The 17,942-nt window shown below is 33.0% G+C and carries 19 protein-coding genes and 4 pseudogenes; 9 read left to right on the plus strand and 14 right to left on the minus strand.

Translation table 11 applies throughout. From position 1 onward, the window contains the following. Positions 1-45: 45 nt before the first annotated feature. Positions 46-1,821 carry an SgrR family transcriptional regulator gene (locus JFT95_RS12145; RefSeq protein WP_201053645.1) on the minus strand — a complete coding sequence of 592 codons (1,776 nt, stop codon included), beginning with the start codon at positions 1,819-1,821 and terminating at the stop codon, positions 46-48. A 62-nt stretch (positions 1,822-1,883) separates the two neighbouring features. Here JFT95_RS12145 and JFT95_RS12150 point away from each other — a divergent pair, with 62 nt between their 5' ends. Further along, a complete protein-coding gene (locus JFT95_RS12150) occupies positions 1,884-3,089 on the plus strand; it encodes an MDR family MFS transporter (protein WP_201052333.1) in 1,206 nt (401 codons plus the stop codon). Positions 3,090-3,103: 14 nt separating this feature from the next. Here the strand turns inward: JFT95_RS12150 and JFT95_RS12155 are convergent, their stop codons facing one another. The 8 genes and pseudogenes from JFT95_RS12155 to JFT95_RS12190 form a co-directional block, all read right to left on the minus strand. Further along, the gene (locus JFT95_RS12155; RefSeq protein ID WP_201052334.1) at positions 3,104-3,808 is read right to left on the minus strand and encodes a YjgB family protein; all 705 of its coding nucleotides are present in this window, start codon (positions 3,806-3,808) and stop codon (positions 3,104-3,106) included. A gap of 24 nt (positions 3,809-3,832) precedes the next feature. Beyond that, the gene (locus tag JFT95_RS12160) at positions 3,833-4,678 is read right to left on the minus strand and encodes a DUF5700 domain-containing putative Zn-dependent protease (protein ID WP_201052335.1); all 846 of its coding nucleotides are present in this window, start codon (positions 4,676-4,678) and stop codon (positions 3,833-3,835) included. Between the two features lie 254 nt (positions 4,679-4,932). Continuing rightward, positions 4,933-5,328: a cytosolic protein gene (locus tag JFT95_RS12165; protein ID WP_201052336.1), complete on the minus strand. Its 396-nt coding sequence runs from the start codon at positions 5,326-5,328 to the stop codon at positions 4,933-4,935. A 92-nt stretch (positions 5,329-5,420) separates the two neighbouring features. Next, positions 5,421-5,663 (minus strand): GlsB/YeaQ/YmgE family stress response membrane protein, encoded by a 243-nt coding sequence (locus JFT95_RS12170; protein ID WP_002013368.1) that lies wholly within the window; start codon positions 5,661-5,663, stop codon positions 5,421-5,423. 124 nt (positions 5,664-5,787) lie between these two features. Beyond that, positions 5,788-6,753 (minus strand): nucleoside hydrolase, encoded by a 966-nt coding sequence (locus JFT95_RS12175; protein WP_201052337.1) that lies wholly within the window; start codon positions 6,751-6,753, stop codon positions 5,788-5,790. 77 nt (positions 6,754-6,830) lie between these two features. Then, a complete protein-coding gene (locus JFT95_RS12180; protein WP_002013371.1) occupies positions 6,831-7,019 on the minus strand; it encodes a DUF3970 family protein in 189 nt (62 codons plus the stop codon). 77 nt (positions 7,020-7,096) lie between these two features. After that, on the minus strand, positions 7,097-7,873 hold the full coding sequence (locus tag JFT95_RS12185) for a class I SAM-dependent methyltransferase (RefSeq protein ID WP_201052338.1): 777 nt from the start codon (positions 7,871-7,873) through the stop codon (positions 7,097-7,099). Between the two features lie 218 nt (positions 7,874-8,091). Beyond that, positions 8,092-8,410: pseudogene (locus JFT95_RS12190) on the minus strand (hypothetical protein). Positions 8,411-8,893: 483 nt separating this feature from the next. Here JFT95_RS12190 and JFT95_RS12195 point away from each other — a divergent pair. The 8 genes and pseudogenes from JFT95_RS12195 to coaW all read left to right on the plus strand — a co-directional run bounded on the left by JFT95_RS12195 (position 8,894) and on the right by coaW (position 14,840). Further along, complete coding sequence (locus tag JFT95_RS12195; RefSeq protein ID WP_078179002.1) at positions 8,894-9,046, plus strand: YqbF domain-containing protein; 153 nt, start codon at positions 8,894-8,896, stop codon at positions 9,044-9,046. A 170-nt stretch (positions 9,047-9,216) separates the two neighbouring features. Then, the gene (gene exsC, locus JFT95_RS12200; RefSeq protein ID WP_201052339.1) at positions 9,217-9,651 is read left to right on the plus strand and encodes an exosporium protein ExsC; all 435 of its coding nucleotides are present in this window, start codon (positions 9,217-9,219) and stop codon (positions 9,649-9,651) included. Between the two features lie 293 nt (positions 9,652-9,944). Further along, entirely contained in the window at positions 9,945-11,147 is a 1,203-nt protein-coding gene (locus JFT95_RS12205; RefSeq protein WP_002013379.1) for an MFS transporter, read from the plus strand. A 165-nt stretch (positions 11,148-11,312) separates the two neighbouring features. Continuing rightward, positions 11,313-11,615: a hypothetical protein gene (locus JFT95_RS12210; RefSeq protein ID WP_002136836.1), complete on the plus strand. Its 303-nt coding sequence runs from the start codon at positions 11,313-11,315 to the stop codon at positions 11,613-11,615. A 179-nt stretch (positions 11,616-11,794) separates the two neighbouring features. Next, positions 11,795-12,163 carry a hypothetical protein gene (locus JFT95_RS12215; protein WP_002065911.1) on the plus strand — a complete coding sequence of 123 codons (369 nt, stop codon included), beginning with the start codon at positions 11,795-11,797 and terminating at the stop codon, positions 12,161-12,163. Positions 12,164-12,338: 175 nt separating this feature from the next. After that, positions 12,339-13,537, plus strand: a pseudogene (locus tag JFT95_RS12220) (LL-diaminopimelate aminotransferase). A gap of 55 nt (positions 13,538-13,592) precedes the next feature. Further along, a complete protein-coding gene (locus tag JFT95_RS12225) occupies positions 13,593-13,991 on the plus strand; it encodes a 3-hydroxyacyl-ACP dehydratase FabZ family protein (RefSeq protein WP_001021821.1) in 399 nt (132 codons plus the stop codon). Between the two features lie 27 nt (positions 13,992-14,018). Continuing rightward, positions 14,019-14,840 carry a type II pantothenate kinase gene (gene coaW / locus JFT95_RS12230; RefSeq protein WP_002127820.1) on the plus strand — a complete coding sequence of 274 codons (822 nt, stop codon included), beginning with the start codon at positions 14,019-14,021 and terminating at the stop codon, positions 14,838-14,840. Positions 14,841-14,855: 15 nt separating this feature from the next. Here the strand turns inward: coaW and JFT95_RS12235 are convergent, their stop codons facing one another. The 5 genes and pseudogenes from JFT95_RS12235 to JFT95_RS12255 all read right to left on the minus strand — a co-directional run bounded on the left by JFT95_RS12235 (position 14,856) and on the right by JFT95_RS12255 (position 17,913). Continuing rightward, on the minus strand, positions 14,856-15,365 hold the full coding sequence (locus JFT95_RS12235) for a 2'-5' RNA ligase family protein (RefSeq protein ID WP_012261129.1): 510 nt from the start codon (positions 15,363-15,365) through the stop codon (positions 14,856-14,858). Between the two features lie 117 nt (positions 15,366-15,482). Then, entirely contained in the window at positions 15,483-15,962 is a 480-nt protein-coding gene (locus JFT95_RS12240) for a CcdC family protein (RefSeq protein WP_012261130.1), read from the minus strand. Between the two features lie 35 nt (positions 15,963-15,997). Further along, positions 15,998-16,668: pseudogene (locus tag JFT95_RS12245) on the minus strand (DUF4052 family protein). Positions 16,669-16,673: 5 nt separating this feature from the next. Further along, positions 16,674-17,536: pseudogene (locus JFT95_RS12250) on the minus strand (ABC transporter ATP-binding protein). Next, the gene (locus JFT95_RS12255) at positions 17,533-17,913 is read right to left on the minus strand and encodes a GntR family transcriptional regulator (RefSeq protein ID WP_000805181.1); all 381 of its coding nucleotides are present in this window, start codon (positions 17,911-17,913) and stop codon (positions 17,533-17,535) included. The pseudogene JFT95_RS12250 and the gene JFT95_RS12255 overlap by 4 nt, the downstream one beginning before the upstream one ends. Positions 17,914-17,942 lie beyond the last annotated feature (29 nt).

The raw sequence follows: 17,942 nt of genomic DNA on the forward strand, positions 1-17,942 counted from the left end.
AAGGTTCTTACACATCTTACTAAAATGCATAAGAACCTATATATATCAAGGCTTAAACCATATTTGATAAAAATCGATCCAACCTTGTGGATTAATCATTATATTTTGCACTTTTTCGTGTGAACTTACTTGCTGTTTGTTACGATATAAAGGAATAATATGAATTTGGCGTAACAATGTGTCTTCAATATCGTGTAACAGTGTCATCCGTTTCTCTAATTGATTCTCTATAAAATAAGACTGCAATACTTCGTTAAATTTTGTATTGCTATGTTGATGAATAAAGCTGTTTTTTGTAAGAAACATATATAGTAAACTTTCTTCAATCCGTTCACTAATTGTCGCACTATCATGTATTATATCAGCCTTTTGTATCGTACTTGCTTGCAATAACTCTTTTGTTTCAAGAAAAACGACTTCAATAGTGACGCCATACTTCGCACACTCTTTTTGTATCCAATATGAATCTTCAACATGATCTTGTTCTGTAAATGTATATAGTCGCAATGTTTCATTACGGTAAGAGCTCTCTTTAATAAGCGTATATATGTCCTCATTTATATGTATAGTGCCACCCTTTGTTAGAACCAATTCTTCTGCTATTTCTCCGCGCGCTCCTTGCAATTCCTCGATAAGCGCATTGCTATGAATGATTTTATGTAGAGCTTTCCGAAACATCGTGTTTTGCATAGGTCCTTCTTTTGCGGTATTTAATGTAATGTATGTTACATTCGACTCAAGTCTAGTTAGTTCTTTATGATGCTTTTCTATATTGTTATAGTGTGCTTTCGCTAAAATATCGCACGTATTTACACTGTGCTCTACATTCCATAATTCAATTCGATCGAGAAATGGTCGCTCGCGAAAATATAAATCATTTGCTTCTAATACGAATACATCCTCATTCTTTTCACATAATCGAAACGGTCCAGTACCGATTAACCTTCCATCTCCATCTTCATTTACAATAGAACACTGTTCTGTACTTAAAGCATGTAAAAACAACTTATTATCTGTAGATAAACGAATCTGCACAATGTAGTCATCAAGAATATGTAAACTTTCAATGTGCTGTAACATCCAAGCATGCGGGTTATTTTTCTCTTTCATAAATCGTTTAAATGTATGTACAACGTCATAAGCAGTAAATTCTTTCCTGTTATGAAACTGAACACCTTTTCGTAAGTAGAAGGTCCATATATATTTCTGGTCATCATATTCCCAATAAAACGCAAGTCTTGGCTCTACACTGTTTGTATTTCCGTCTATATACACTAACGTGTCGTATATATGCTTTACCATATGACATTCCGAACGCATCGTAGCGTATACAGGATCTAATGCAATATCTAGATTCATTTGGACTTGCAAACGTAGCACATCTCTTCTCCCTTTAGATGTCCTTTCGACTTGATAACCGAATATCGAATCAATCCACGTTTGAAATTGCGTTTGAAGTGATGGAAAATACGAGCTATATCTTTCAATAAATGCACCTCCACTTTTTACGTCCCCTTGTTTCGTTATTTCTTTTCCTCTTTCTAAAATTAAAGAAAGTGGATGTTTTTGAAATAACAACTTTGAACGATTTCCTCTCCCTCGGCCTGGAAACCACATAATCCAATTAAATTCTTCTAATTTTTTTATGATTAATTTACTATTTCGCTCTGTACAAAATAATGTTTCAGATATATTTTGTATTGTTATTTCTAATTGTTCTCCCTCTGCTCTCCCATTTCCATACTGGAGCCACAGGTACATATATTGCTCCAAAATAATCATAAAACGCCCCCTAAAAGATGAAAAATCTTCCTCTTTCATTCTACCCTTTTTCATTTCTGGCTTCCATCTTATCATTTCAATATAGAAAGGAGGAAATAAAAATGAAGTATCTTTTAAAACATTATAATAAGCCTATTCTCATTCGATTGTTCGGTGAATTGTTAGTCCGAACGACTGAAGCGATGTTAGCTATCATTTTTATCGTTCATGTTAATAAAGCGTTAAATGGTAATGTCATCGTTACAATGCTTCTTTTCGGATTACAGCCTCTCGCTGATATTGTGTTTACATTAATCGCTGGGGGTGTAACAGATAAATACGGCCGAAAGAAAATAATGTTACTCGGATTACTTTTACAAGCTTTTGCCGTAAGCGGCTTCGTTTTTGCTGAATCAGTCGCCTTTTTCGCCTTATTGTATGTAGTAAATGGTATTGGACGCTCTTTATATATACCGGCACAGCGAGCACAAATCGCTGACTTAACGAAGGAAGAACAACAGGCAGAAATATTTGCTGTTCTGCATACTACGGGAGCAATCGGCTCTGTAATTGGCCCATTAATCGGCGCCTTTTTCTATACTAGTCACCCTGAGTATTTATTTATTTTGCAAGGTGTAGCCCTTACGCTATATGCTATTCTCGTTTGGACGCAGCTTCCTGAAACGGTCCCACTCAGACAAAGCGTTAATAAAACTAAAGAAGTATATTCGCCAAAACAATTTATTTCAAAGCATTACGCTGTGTTTGGACTTATGGTTTCTACGCTACCTATTAGTTTTTTCTACGCTCAAACCGAATCAAATTATCGTATATTCGCCGAAAGTGTATTTCCAAATTTTTTATTCATACTCGTATTTATCTCAACTTGTAAAGCAATCATGGAAGTTATGCTCCAAATTTTCCTTGTGAAATGGTCTGAACGATTTTCTATGCCTAAAATCATTGTTATTTCCTATACTTGCTATACGTTAGCTGCGATTGGCTACGGTTATTCCACAACAATATGGTCATTATTCTTCACATTGCTCTTTTTAGTAATTGGGCAAAGTATAGCTTTGAATCACTTACTACGATTCGTTTCACAAATCGCTCCAAGTCATAGACGCGGATTATATTTTTCTATATACGGTATACATTGGGATATTTCAAGAACTTGTGGGCCTTTTGTAGGTGCATTGTTATTAAGTAAATTAAACGGTAGTACTCTATTTTATATTTGTGCCTTCTTATTAATAATCGGTGGTATCATTCAAGCTTTTTTTGTTCAATCGTTAGAAAGAAACAAAACAAAAGAGCTGTCCCTATAGGAACAGCTCTTCATTTAACCTGCCATTTTATTAATACTATCCTCCGGTGAGAACACAGAAATATGATGTACTTTACCAGTCGATTTTGGAATTACGAATTTCAATTCAAACTGGTCATTTACTTTATAAACATAAATTTTATCATTACCATTTTCTTTAACAGACGCTGGTTTTCCTAAAGCCTTTTCGATTTCTTGTAACGTAATCGATTTGAGCTCTGAATGGTAAGAGCGTACGTCAAAGACTTGTGATCCTTTATTAAAGCCAAATGCTACATTTTTACTTGTAAAAGTTGCATACATCCCGTTTCCTGCTTGCTCAGTCTTATCTGCCTTTCCCCATGCCTTCTCTATTTCTTCAATATCTCCTGTATGAGCTGCATATGGTACGTTAGGTACTTTACCTTCTTTCGCTTGCTCAAATAAAGCTTTTACATGGTTAATTGATTTTTGATTAAGCACTGTATTTTTCGTATTAGACTCCGTTGAAGGTTTTACCGATTCTTGACCTTTTGGTTTTTCCACAGGTTCATTCTCTTTTTTGGGAGCAGTCTCTTCATTCTTTTTACTCTTTTCTGACGTATCGCTCTTTTTTTCCGTACTATTTTCTGATGTTGAATTAGTTTGCTTCTTTTCCTCAGCGTTAGTACATGCGGTTAAAGCCGCTACACACGTTAAAGTTAGGAAAAATATAAGTACTTTCATATATACTTTCATCATTTTCAACCTCCCTCTTCAATATATTCACTTTTGTAACCATTCCATAACACTACTCTTTAAATTATTTTTAGTCCAAAAAGTAAGTGCTTCGCTTTCCCCGAAAGTATTCACAATATACTCCATATACGATGTTCCTAAAAAATAACCGAGTCGGTTGCATCCGAAATAAGTCCCTCCTGATAAACGGAACCATTCTTTCTCTTTTTCATCTGTCCACCCTTTAACATAATCTTGTAAAAAATGTTTCTTAATATGATCTTTATGTTCTTCATAGCAATACAACCAATCGTCACCATCATTATCATATGAATAATAGACTGATTTACTTAATCCTTTAGCTATTCTTTGCGATAAATATGTCGCGACTCCCTCACGATATAAACTAACCGCTGCATCAGTCCATTGTGCTTTAGTCCAATCCATTCCACTCTCTTGCAATACGAAATTATGATATATATGACCAATTTCATGAGCAACGATAACACGAAGATGCTCCCTTTCAGGAGATAATTTTTCTGCCGAAAGAAATATATCCCCAATAATATCTCTTTCTACAAATGCATTGGAGCCAAACCCACCTACAAATAGATGAAAAGTCAAATCTATATTAAAACCAAATTGAATGTGATACTCCTCACTAATTTCTTGAATAATAGATGGTAAAGTTTCCGAAATAATACGGATGTCTTTTAGTTTTTCAGGATATTTTTTAATTGCACTAGAAAGACGTTCTTCCGTCTTAGGACAATGATAATTAAAATACTCTTCAAATGCTTCTGGATACATATCATAATATTTGTCCAAGTCATGTAATCCTATATCATCGCTTTCCAAAATCTTCAAAAAGCTTGGAATTGTATTGTTAATCATCTTATTCATCTCCTTGTATACACCTTCTCTCTATACTCGCTATATCCTTTTTGTAACTTGAATTAAACTGCTACAAAATCTCCTTTAAATGCAAAAAACCAGCAGAAAGTGAATACTCATTCTCTGCTGGTTTAATGTTTTGTTCCTTCTGAATCTTATTCAAATCATTTGTCATGATCAGAAATCCATTAAGATTAACTATTTATATAATTAAAAAAGCTGTCCTATTAAAGGACAGCTTCAATTATGTATTTTTATACTTCGATAGATTTACCATCTTCAACGATATGGTAAAGTAAGTGCGCTAAATGATGAATTGGACCATTTTCTTCCTCTTCTTCATTTGTCTCACCTTGGAATTCAAGATCATTTAAGTATAGTGCTAAAAATTGATAGAACAATTTCAAATCAAATCCGTAGCAAGCACTTGGTTCTTCATGATCTCCTTCATATTGTAACATTAAGTATTGCTCGTTTCCTTCTGTATCTTCAGCATCAAAGAATACGAAGAAACCAACGTTTGTATCTAAATCAAATAGATGACGAGTATCTTTTTCTGTTGCTTTCTCGAAGTCCTCTTCACTTAATTTATGTACTGTTGTTGCCTTTGCATTATCCTCTTGATGAAAATTTACTGTAAATGATTTCAATGCTGACACCTCCTGATTGTATAACAGTAGCATAACAGATTAGACAACATAATACAAAGGGACTGCTTACAAATGTAAACAGTCCCCTGTATTCATTTCCGCATTGCACGGAATATAAAGCTTACGATGAAAATCAAAACAATCGCGCCTATTAAAGCTGGAACAATCGCATATCCGCCTATAACAGGTCCGAATTTACCAAGTAACGCTGTACCAAGCCAAGAACCGACAATACCTGCAATAATATTACCGATTACACCGCCAGGTACATCCTTCCCAGTAATTAAACTTGCAAACCATCCTAATATACCACCAACGATTAAAGACCAAATCATATCATTTCCTCCTTTATAATTGACCAATAAAAATTATAATCAGAAACAATTGCTTACCATTAGTTATGTTACATTTTTCGTAAGTTATTCGTCTTATGAAAATCATTCAAATCTGCTCACCCTTTTAAGGACAATCTGGCTTCAATATTGTTCTCATAAACTCGTCTTTAAACGCTTGATAATTAAATTCAACGGCAATTTTTTGTATAGGACGATTATCAAACGTCGTTGGATCAGCTATTTTTCTAAAATCTGCAACACTTTGACCTCTCGTTACATCATTCGTCGTACTAATCCAAACTGCTGATTTTTTATATTCAAAAATATCATCATTTATAAATGAAATGAACGGAAGTAAATCGTGAATCGGACTCCCAGCAATACCTGGATATTCTTTTTTGTAAAAGTTCTCGTAATAAAAATCGATCATTGGCTTTATGAGTTTCGCCTGCCCTGTTCCTTCTTTATCAATAATATCGACCATTTCAGGGGTAATAAGAGCACGCTGCGTTACATTTAACGGATATATTGTAGCATTCTGCGCATATTTCATAACGATATTCGCGGCAATTGGATCGCCGTAAAAATTAGCTTCTGATACAGGTGTAACGTTTCCCGGAAATAGAAAAGCACCGCCCATTATATAATAAGAACATACTCGATTCATTAAATTGGGATACAATAAAAATAATGTTGCAAGTGTTGTTAATCGTCCCGTCGCCACTATAATAATATCTTCTAGACAAGGCTCAATTAATTTAATCAATTCACAAAAATTTTCTCTGTCACAAATTCTCATTTTCGGTGGAATAATTGGACCTAAACCGTGATCCCCATGAATTTCAGGGAAAAACAAAGGTTCTTCAGCTGTCATTGGTCTACTGGCACCTTCGATAATCTTTACTTTTGTAGCATAGTATCTTTCTAAAAAATAAACATTTTCCGTAACAATTTCTCTTGATACATTTCCATACTCTGCAACGATACCGATAATATCTAATTTGCATGTTTTATTCGCATAAATTAACGTTACTGCATCATCAATACCAAAATCTCCGAAAAAGATTATTTTTTTATTAACTTTCCTCACCCCTCTCCAGCATAATCTACTATTATTATTATGCGAAAAAGACAAGGCGGTGAAACAGAGATAATTAAAAAAGCCGCCTATTTATTGGCGACTTCAATCTTTTTATAAGATAAATATGCTAGTACACTTTTGCTTGAATCATATTTCGGATTATTCCCTTTTCTCGGTTCTCTCATATGTGTTTTTTCAAACCCAGGAATGTCAGGCATTTTCTCTAAAAATTCAAGCATCTCTTCCTCAGTTCCCTCAATACGTACACGAATCATTATTACTATTCCTCAATTCTCATTTTCTCTGTACTAAGTATATCGTACATCAGAAAGACTGCAAGAAATTTATCTTTTTAATGTTGAACTTTTTTACATACGAACAGTGCCATTTCAGTATAAAACGATTCTATTTTATTGTTTCCAAATTGAATTTTGAAAAATTCTTGCATTTCATTTGATGTTTTCATCATACACTCTGTTAACTTTACACGTTTTTGCATAGGAACATCCATCATATCGCACCACCAATCAAAATCGAACTTCTTGTCAAAAGTATGACATGACTGCATTTGCAAACCATGTTTTTCTAATAAAGTAATCCATTCTGTTTTTTTCAAAGCTCGTTCATGGCTTGGATCTCTCTTCTTTTCGATAAAGTTATAAAATGTATCAAACTCATTATTTTCTGGTGAAACGTTATCAATTAATATAAATAATCCATTATCTTCTAACGTTCGATTTACTTCAAAAATAAATTGCAAAGGATCAACAAAGTGATGTGCTGCAATTCGGCATGTAATTGTATCAAAGGAATCATCAGCAAATGGTAACCTTTCTGCATGTCCTGCTACAAATGATACATTTTCATGTCCGTTCCCTTCTATAAAACCTTTTGCTTTTTCTAACATTTTTTCTGTTAAATCAAGAGCGACTACCTCTTTGAACATTGGGGCTAACAAATTAGCAACATGTCCACCACCAGTAGCAATATCAAGAAGACGAGTATTATGACGAGTTTCAACTTGCTGAACTACATATTGTAAATCCAGTCCTTTTGCATGAATTTTACTTTTCACATACTTCTCTGCATTACTACCAAATTGTTGTTTCACAAGTTCTTCTTTACTCACTTTTATCATCTTCTTTCTATAAAGTATTATATTTAATTTATAAGTTCTCTTTATATAATTTCAAATCCTCTTTTAGTTTAATCTCGTCTCTTGTATTAGAGACCTTCTATCAAAAAAATTTAACTCTTTTATTTTTAAGCACAAAACAAAAAAGGTTATGGGGAATTATCCCACACCCCCACAAAGTATCTCTTAAATTTGAGGATCTTCTTACACGTCTAATCCCCCTGTAACTTCAAAATAACTTCTACTTCGCTATTAGTAGCCTCTCTTGCATGCAATCCATATCCACCCAGGACCATCATAAAGAATATCTATGTTGAAATGCTTCAACTTAGTAAGCTCTGACCTAATAAATTTATCCCTACTAGCGATTTCCTTATCAAGTAAGCCATATTCTTTCCCATTTTCAAATAGCGCTATCATCTTTCCTGCAAGTGGATGTATACGAACAATAAAGTGATATTCTTTTTCATTTATATTCGCTACAATCGTACTAGAATCAGGTACATCGCATCTAGAATTCGGCATATTCATATCGGTCAGCTCCTTTATTGATTTCATTAATATCGTACAGGTTAATATTTAAATATTATTAATATAATGTAAAAAATATAAAAGCTGACTTCCCTTTAGAAATCAGCTTTTATACATTGTTTATCTTTAAACTTTTTACAAATTTTATAATATTTCTTTCTCTTCATCATTTCCGGAAACTAAATCTCCTAAAACATCCACCGTAACTTCAACTACAAATTCACAAATCCCTGCTACAACTTCTCCAATTACTTCCTCCATCTTTCTACCCCCTTGTTTTATGGAACCTATTTGTAGTATAGAAGATACTGGTTAATTTTAACTATCGGCAAAGGTGACAAAAACATTACAGATTTGTAAGCTATTTCAATGTTTTTTTGAATTTATACTTCTCCCCTTTGAAACTTTAAGTATTATTAACAACCAGATAGGTCATCATAATATAAAGTATTTAAGAATCCTAATTTAAAGGAGGCGTGTAAAATATACTACGTAAAATTAATTAAAGGTCAATCTTTCTATGCTTTTGATCAACGATTTTTAGTGTCTCATGAAGAAGAGGTTTCGGAAAAAATTTTTAATTACTTACGCCGGAATGAATTCTTCGAAGTACGTAAAGAAGAATATTCCGCCTAAAGTATGAAAAGCATCAAAAAATGACTCTCATAATTGGGATTTTTTCTTGATGCTTTTATATTATCTCCCTTTATTCAACATTACTCCTCAATTCTCTTAAAATCTTATAGTATATGTCCAAGCTAATTCATCGTTACCTTCATATTTTAGTATATGAGGAGGTGACGAATATGACTCATATCATTGATTATCAAGCTACTCAACCTTTAAATAAAACAGGTGAAACAACTTTTGTAATTCCCCATTCCCCAGAAAAAGCAATTCTAGCAAGTATTAAATTAAAAATTTCAAGAAGAGATTCACGTAATAATCGAGTAGAATTAATTGCTACAGTTGGGGTTAAAGGTATAACTGAGATTTCACAAGTTTTATTCCGAATTTCCCGTGACAATACAGAAATCTTCAACGCTCAAGTAGGGATTGAATCTACAGATTCTGAGCAATTTTACGCGCAAACATTTCAAGCTATAGATCAAAATGTTAGCTGCGGGACTCACGAGTATTCATTAACTGTAGAAAACCTTACTAGTGGTGCAAGTGCAGACATTGTTGGTCCTCTGTCTTTTAGCGGCTTAGCTATTGGACAAGATCATAAGTGTTGCTAATTTAATCTATTTTGGTTTTTTGAGAAAAGTAAGACGTATTATCTGCGTTCTTACTTTTTTTATTTTCCCCACACTTACCTTCCCTTTGAATTTACTTGTGAATTTTTTGTATTTTTAGTTACCCATTGTATCACTTAATTCATCATTTTTTTACAAATCAAAAAGATTGAAATCCATTAATGAAACACGTAATATAGACTCTGACTCTAAAAAAGTTCGTTTAAAATAATACATAAAATAAGGAGGTTTTATATACGAGTTTTTCATTTTAAAAGACAGAGAGGTTTTACATTATGTGGCGTAATAAAAATGTTTGGATTGTGTTAATTGGGGAGTTTATTGCTGGTCTAGGGTTATGGCTTGGTATTCTTGGTAATCTTGAATTTATGCAAAAATACGTCCCTTCTGATTTTATGAAATCCGTTATATTATTTATCGGACTGTTAGCTGGCGTTCTAGTTGGTCCAATGGCTGGTCGTGTCATTGATCAGTATGAAAAAAAGAAAGTTCTTCTTTACGCTGGCTTCGGTCGTGTTATTAGTGTTATTTTCATGTTTTTCGCCATTCAATATGAAAGTATCGCATTCATGATTGCATTTATGGTTGCACTTCAAATTTCAGCTGCATTTTATTTCCCTGCATTACAATCTGTAATTCCTCTAATCGTTCGTGAGCATGAGTTATTACAGATGAACGGTGTACATATGAATGTTGGTACAATCGCTCGTATTGCGGGTACTTCACTAGGTGGAATTCTTTTAGTTGTAATGAGTTTACAGTATATGTATGCCTTCTCAATGGCAGCATACGCTTTATTATTCCTCTCAACTTTCTTCCTACAATTTGAAGATAAAAAGTCAACTACATCAAGTAAAGAATCGGCTAAAGATAATAGCTTTATGGAAGTGTTTCGTATTTTAAAAGGAATTCCTATTGCTTTTACAGCACTTATATTAAGTATTATCCCTCTATTATTTATAGCTGGATTCAATTTAATGGTTATTAACATTAGCGAAATGCAACATGATCCAACGATTAAAGGATTTATATATACAATTGAAGGTGTCGCATTTATGTTAGGTGCCTTCGTTATTAAACGTTTATCTGACCATTTCAAACCTGAAAAATTATTATATTTCTTCGCTGTTTGTACCGCTTTTGCACACCTTTCATTGTTCTTTAGCGATATAAAATGGATGGCTCTTACATCGTTTGGTTTGTTTGGCTTTAGTGTCGGCTGTTTCTTCCCTATTATGTCGACAATTTTCCAAACGAAAGTAGAAAAAAGCTATCACGGTCGCCTCTTCTCATTCCGTAATATGTTTGAGAGAGTTATGTTCCAAATTGTCTTACTTGGAACTGGCTTCTTCTTAGATACGATTGGGTTACAATATATGGTTCTCATCTTCGGAGTCATTTCGTTGTTGATTATTTTTATTTCCTTATCTAAGCAGAAACAATTTGAAAAACAAACGTCACAATCTGCGAATTTATAAAACTAATACTTTTTAAGAATGGATCCCGTATTATACTGGGTCCATTCTTTTTGAATTTCTAGGATTAAAATCTATTTTCTTTATGTAGTTCAAATATTTAAAGGATTATCCCCTACTACTTTCGAATAAGATAAATTACAGATTTTTCAAAAAGGAGCTGTGGAAATGTCTGATGGCATCCAATTATTAATTATCCTTCTTTTTTCATTGATCATGTTTGGCGTCCTTAATTTTTTAGCCATTTCCTTATCTCAAAATAACTTTAAAAGAAGGATTGTTGCAGGTTTCCTATTTTTATTGTTAACTCCCATTATTTTTTTGACTACTACAGCATTCACCTCTATATTCGATAAAGGTGGTTTGGGAGCAGCTAACCTAGTCTTCGTTATTGTAAATGTATATATTGTAAATGGAATTGTCATTCTTCTTTCCGCTTCATTTATCCTCAAAAAACATAACATAAGATAGAGAACTAGGCATGAATCTAGCATTACACTAGATTCATGCCTTTTTATTTTGAAAATCTCACCTTTCTCCAAATTTTTATGTGAAATTTAATAATTCTTTATAAAAATTTAAACTTTATTTTTTACAATATTCCTATCGTATTCGCACGTTTATAAAAACGAATAAGAAAGGAGTACACAATGAAAAAGTTTCTATTTATTTTCCCTATATTAATCGTTCTACTTAGTGGATGTAGCAATAATGATATATACGGCTCTTGGGAAGTCATTGATAATAAAAAAGGTGAATGCCCTGTATATTATAAATTTGAAACAGTTGTAAAAGAAGAAAAGAAAGAAAAGGTTGTTCACAATTTAGTGGAAATGCAAACAACAAATAAAAAAGAGGATTTATTTAAAGGATCGTTTGTTAAAAATTCTAACGTGTATCGTATTGATTATGGTAACTCGTTTACATCGGATCAATCTTTAAAAGTTGTCGATAATAAATTAAATGTATACTTTTTTACAACTGAAAAAACATGTACATACAAAAAAACAAACAAATAATTGTCATTTATAACGTGGAAAATATTTTCTGCGTTATTTTTATTTCCCCCTTACTATCCTCCCTCTAAATTTGTCAATCGTTTTAATTTTCATAAAAAAATGATAAAATGTAAACATGTGTTTTCAGAATAATTAAAAATACAGAAAGAAAACACTGTTTTTAGGAGGGGTTTTGATGACTTACACTTTAGCAACTAGAATGAAAGCATTCCAATCTTCTATATTTAGTGAATTAGGGGCCTATAAAAAAGAGAAAATTGCAGCAGGTCATAAAATGATTGATTTAAGTATCGGGAATCCTGATATGCCTCCTGCTGATTTTGTGAGAGAAGAAATGGTACATACAGCAAGTGCAAAAGAAAGTTACGGATATACATTATCTGGTATTCAAGAATTTCACGAAGCTGTAACTGAATATTACAACAACACTCATAACGTTATATTAAATGCTGAAAAAGAAGTTTTATTATTAATGGGTTCACAAGACGGACTCGTTCATTTACCTATGGTTTTTGCAAATCCGGGAGATATAATACTAGTTCCTGATCCAGGATATACAGCTTATGAAACAGGAATTCAAATGGCCGGTGCAACATCTTACTACATGCCATTAAAAAAGAAAATGATTTCTTACCTAACTTAGAAGTTATCCCTGAAGAAATCGCCAATAAAGCAAAGATGATGATTTTGAACTTCCCAGGAAATCCAGTTCCAGCAATGGCACATGAAGATTTCTTTAAAGATGTAATCGCATTCGCGAAAAAACATAATATTATCGTTGTCCATGATTTTGCTTATGCTGAATTTTATTTTGATGGTCAAAAGCCAATTAGCTTCTTATCTGTACCTGGTGCAAAAGAAGTTGGCGTTGAAATTAATTCTTTATCTAAAAGTTATAGTTTAGCTGGTAGCCGTATTGGTTATATGATTGGTAACGAAGAAATTGTCGGCGCGCTTACGCAATTTAAGTCTAATACAGATTACGGTGTGTTTTTACCAATTCAAAAAGCTGCATCCGCTGCATTACGACACGGCGCTGCATTTTGTGAAAAAAACCGTGAAATTTACCAAGAACGTAGAGATACTTTAGTGGACGGATTCCGCAAATTCGGTTGGAATGTCGATAAACCAGCTGGAAGTATGTTCGTTTGGGCTGAAATTCCGAAAGGATGGACTTCGCTAGAGTTCGCTTATGCACTTATGGATCGTGCAAATGTCGTTGTCACACCAGGCCATGCATTTGGTCCTCATGGCGAAGGTTTTGTACGTATTGCACTTGTTCAAGATAAAGTAGTATTACAAGAAGCAGTTGAAAACATTAAAAATAGTGGTATTTTCTCTATTGAAAAAATAGAAGAATTAGTTAAGAATTAATAATAACTCCCCTGCTTAACTTTAGCAGGGGTATTATTATTCCTGGAGGTATGATATGAATATTAAAGATACTCTTCCCCATCGCTATCCATTTTTAATGATTGATAAAATTACAAACGTTAAAGAATCTCAATCGGCTACAGGATACAAACTGATCACAAATAACGAGTGGTTTATTAATAAAAATCAAAACTATATGCCTCATATGCTAATTGTAGAAGCACTCGCTCAACTTAGTGCTTTTGTAAGTACAGGTGAATCTGAAGGACTTGGTTTCCTCTCCTCTTTAGATGGGGTGGAATTTCATGAAAATGCGTATCCCGGTGATAAACTTGACTTACATTATGAATTAACACGTAACAGACGAGGTTTTGTTCTTGGGAAAGGAATTGCCTCTGTAAACGGTCAATCAATCGTTACCATTGAAAAGCTATTAATATATCAAGCTGATTAAACAGATTACATAGTAAGGGGTAGGGAAATGCGGAATGTTGTTGGTATTGATGCTGGGGGAACATTAACAAAAATTGCTTACTTTAACGAAATGAACAAATTAGTTTTTGAAAAATTTTATTCATATGAACACGAAAGAATTAAAGAATGGCTTCATAATAATAATTCAATTACACAATTATGCATTACAGGTGGTAAAGCTACACAGTTAGAACAACTCCTTTCAAGTTCATATAAAATAGTAGAATTAAACGAGTTTGAAGCTACTTTAGCAGGAGTACGATACATACTAAAAGAAGAAAAACGTGCTATAAACAGCTTTGTATTAACAAATATCGGTACAGGTACTTCCATTCACTATGTTCACGACAAGCAATATGTTCGCGCTGGTGGAACTGGAGTTGGCGGTGGTACTATTATGGGTCTTTCAAAACTATTAACAAATATAGATCATTTTGAAGACGTGATTCCGCTTACGAAAATTGGTTCAAGAAACAGTCTAGATATTACAGTTGGAGATATTTATGGTGGGATTCTCTCCCCTCTTGATAATAACTTAACTGCTAGCAATTTCGGAAAAGCGACCATTACAGACTCAAATTATAGTAGTTCAGATATACTAGCTACCGTTCAAGGACTTGTCGGTGAAGTCGTCACAGCATTAAGTCTTCAATTCGCCGAAGCAAAAAATATTGACCATATCATTTACATCGGTTCTACTCTATGTAATAACGTACATCTTCAAAATATTATTAGTAGCTATACAGAATATCAAAACAAAATACCAGTCTTTTTACAAGACGGCGGTTATAGTGGTGCAATTGGTGCTTTACTTCATAGTTCGAAATAAAAAAGCTGACTTTTGTCAGCTTTTTTGCAATGGTACTTCAAATTCAATAATTGATTCTCCATTCTCACCAATTCGTTCCACACTAATTCTATCAATTACACAATTTAACTTCTCATGAAAACTAGGAATATCCTTCGCTATTTCAGTTGCTAACTCCGCGCTATCTTTTCTCCCAACTGTTACATGTGGTATGTATGGAATGTCTCTTTTCAAAAATCGTAATAAGGGGCCTGTATACAATTTATCATGTAGTTTTTCTATTTGTTCTTTTCCTTGCTCAATTCCTAAAAATAAATAGCCTCCTATACTAGTTACACCACTTGCAAACTTAATCTCAATTGTACCTATCCCTTTTGCTAGATTCGAAATATGTGATTTCAATTCATCATTTGAAATATTACCTTCAAAAGGAAATACAATTGTTATGTGGGGAGGAATTAAACCAAATAAAGGATCGTGTATTTCTCTAATATTTTCTATCTCATCAGTAGACATGTTAGTTAGAAAAAGTAAAATTGTACGCATTTTTATATCCCCCACTCTCCTCAATTTTTTATATTTATCATATTGCATGGTAGCTTGCACTTCAACAAGTTATTTCACTTACATAGAAAAATAAAAAACTTCTCAAATGAGAAGTTTTCATATAGCATGATTATTATTTTCCCGCCAAACTTTCCTGAATTTTATATAACAAGCAATTCTCCACGGAATAATATAAGACACCGCAACGACGTAAAATAATAAACCAATTATTTGCGGATCTAAGCCAACGATATATTGTCTTGAACTATATCTTAAAATAACAATTCCGATAAAAGTAATTAAAAAGGCAGCACTTTTTTTCGTATAAATGTTTCCGTCTTCTCTTCGCTCATAGTTTGTTAGAAATATAAGTGGGATTGCGAAAATCACCCCAATGGATGCTGCTATAGTCACTTGTACTATAGCTGGATGTACTGGACCAAAAAACAATAAAATACCCGGTGTTAAAAATAGTAATGGCCACAAAATACGTTTTCCCGTTCCCTTTATCGGCTTATACATAGAACGATAACGGCGCCAAAAAATTAGCAGTGCCACGCATAAAAAGACGGTTATTAGTGAAGAAGTATCTCCCATTGTCTTCCCTCTTTCTATAATAATCTAACAATATTTTAAACCGTTTGCTCAAATGAAACTTTACGAATAAATATACTACTAGTTATGATATATAGAATGGTTAATCCAATTGAAATCACAGTAAAATAGGGAATATCTATTAAAGATAGATCGCTTGTAAATAATAAACCTTTTATTCCTACCTCACCATAAAGCACACTGTTTGTTGTTAAAAAAGTGTTCCACCAATCATAAGACCGATCCACTTAAATCGTTGTTTAAAAACAACTACTACTTGAAAGAAACATGCTGTCGTAACATAAAATAAAAATTGTAAAATAAACTGTTTTGCTAATAGTTCTCCAAAACTAGCATTCCCCATATTATATTTTATATCTTGTAAAAACATTACTTGAAGTAATGAAAATAGTCCGGATTGCAGTACAATATAACAAATCGCTCCGATAAAATATTGTATCCTTGTCACACCAAATGAAATGGCTAAACGAAATAAATCATCTTGTATGATGAAAGTACTCCCTATTATAAACATCATAATTGCTATAGAAGGATTATTGATAAATTCAGGTAAATAACCAATTTTCATTCCATATAAATTAACAGCATTCATAGCCCCTTTTATTAATAAAGCTGCGATCCAAAATATTAAAATTGCCTTATAATGAAAATTTATATGTAACTTCAACTGCTTCATTAACATCGTCATTTCACTTAACCACCAGTTATGTGAATAAATAGTTTTTGTAATGTAATTTCATCAACTGCTAATCCTTCTTTTTCAAGAGAGTAATAATCTTCATTAGTAAATTCTTCCCATATAACAGCAATGCCCTTATTTCCATAAACTTCTCGATTTATAACTTTTTTATTAATCGAAAACGCATCTACTTTATCTTTTTTCCTGAAATTATATGCCCCTGCTGTAATAAATCTTCCACCGATGATTGAACAACTAGTCTTCCTTCTTTTATGATAATTACATCTTCAATAACATGGGTTACTTCTTCTACTAAATGTGTTGATAATATAATTGTTCGAGGATACTCACCGTAATCTTCTAATAGTAAACTATAAAATAACTCGCGATGTGCTGCGTCTAAACCAGTAGTTGGTTCATCAAAAATTGTAATTGGTGCCCTACTTGCTAATCCTTGAATAATTCCTACGACGGTTTGCATGCCATGTGATAGCTTATGGTATTTCTCTGTCATATTAAGCTGAAATTTATCTGCAAGTTCTGTAGCATACTTTCCATCCCAATTTTTATAAAACATGCTACACATCTTAAAGATTTCTTTTACTTTATAACTTAGATGAGCTTCTTCTTTCACTCTAACGAAACAAATATTTTGCATCGCTTTACTATTTTCAAAAACATTTTCACCAAATACAGCTACGCTTCCACTACTTGAAATAATTTGACCAGCAAGTATGTTTAATAATGTCGTTTTCCCCGCTCCGTTTCTTCCAAGCAAACCATATATTTTATGCTCTTCCAATGAAATAGTTACTTCGTTAACAGCTAATTTCTTTTTATATTTTTTAGACAAGTTTTTCGTTTCAAGTGCAATCATCCCTCTTTCCCCTCCTTCGTAATTTTGTGTATCATGTCCATCAATTCGTCTTTTGATATTTCTAGTACTTTTGCTTCTTCCCACACTTTAGGTAAATACTCAGTCATAAAAACATGCTGTCTTTTTTTTAGTACGACTTCTTTTGCTCCCTTTGTAACAAACATCCCGATCCCTCTCTTTTTATATAAAATCCCCTCATCTACTAGTAGATTTACTCCTTTTGCAGCTGTAGCCGGATTAATTTGTAACATCTTCGCAAATTGATTTGTCGACGGAACTTGTTCTTCTTCAAGTAATATGTCTTTTAAAATATCAGATTCAATTGTTTCTGCAATTTGTATGTATATTAACTTATTTTGTTCTAGAGTAGGTTTCACGATTTCACCACCTTAGGTTCATAGGTTCA

The sequence above is a fragment of the Bacillus sp. TH17 genome, assembly GCF_016651125.1.
GTDB lineage: Bacteria > Bacillota > Bacilli > Bacillales > Bacillaceae_G > Bacillus_A > Bacillus_A mycoides.

Bases quoted from the DNA above. Each gene is read 5' to 3' on its own strand.
- JFT95_RS12145 (WP_201053645.1), bottom strand. From the start codon at position 1,821: ATGAAAGAGGAAGATTTTTCATCTTTTAGGGGGCGTTTTATGATTATT.
- JFT95_RS12150 (WP_201052333.1), top strand. From the start codon at position 1,884: ATGAAGTATCTTTTAAAACATTATAATAAGCCTATTCTCATTCGATTG.
- JFT95_RS12155 (WP_201052334.1), bottom strand. From the start codon at position 3,808: ATGATGAAAGTATATATGAAAGTACTTATATTTTTCCTAACTTTAACG.
- JFT95_RS12160 (WP_201052335.1), bottom strand. From the start codon at position 4,678: ATGATTAACAATACAATTCCAAGCTTTTTGAAGATTTTGGAAAGCGAT.
- JFT95_RS12170 (WP_002013368.1), bottom strand. From the start codon at position 5,663: ATGATTTGGTCTTTAATCGTTGGTGGTATATTAGGATGGTTTGCAAGT.
- JFT95_RS12180 (WP_002013371.1), bottom strand. From the start codon at position 7,019: ATGATTCGTGTACGTATTGAGGGAACTGAGGAAGAGATGCTTGAATTT.
- exsC (WP_201052339.1), top strand. From the start codon at position 9,217: ATGACTCATATCATTGATTATCAAGCTACTCAACCTTTAAATAAAACA.
- JFT95_RS12205 (WP_002013379.1), top strand. From the start codon at position 9,945: ATGTGGCGTAATAAAAATGTTTGGATTGTGTTAATTGGGGAGTTTATT.
- JFT95_RS12210 (WP_002136836.1), top strand. From the start codon at position 11,313: ATGTCTGATGGCATCCAATTATTAATTATCCTTCTTTTTTCATTGATC.
- JFT95_RS12215 (WP_002065911.1), top strand. From the start codon at position 11,795: ATGAAAAAGTTTCTATTTATTTTCCCTATATTAATCGTTCTACTTAGT.
- JFT95_RS12225 (WP_001021821.1), top strand. From the start codon at position 13,593: ATGAATATTAAAGATACTCTTCCCCATCGCTATCCATTTTTAATGATT.
- coaW (WP_002127820.1), top strand. From the start codon at position 14,019: ATGCGGAATGTTGTTGGTATTGATGCTGGGGGAACATTAACAAAAATT.
- JFT95_RS12235 (WP_012261129.1), bottom strand. From the start codon at position 15,365: ATGCGTACAATTTTACTTTTTCTAACTAACATGTCTACTGATGAGATA.
- JFT95_RS12240 (WP_012261130.1), bottom strand. From the start codon at position 15,962: ATGGGAGATACTTCTTCACTAATAACCGTCTTTTTATGCGTGGCACTG.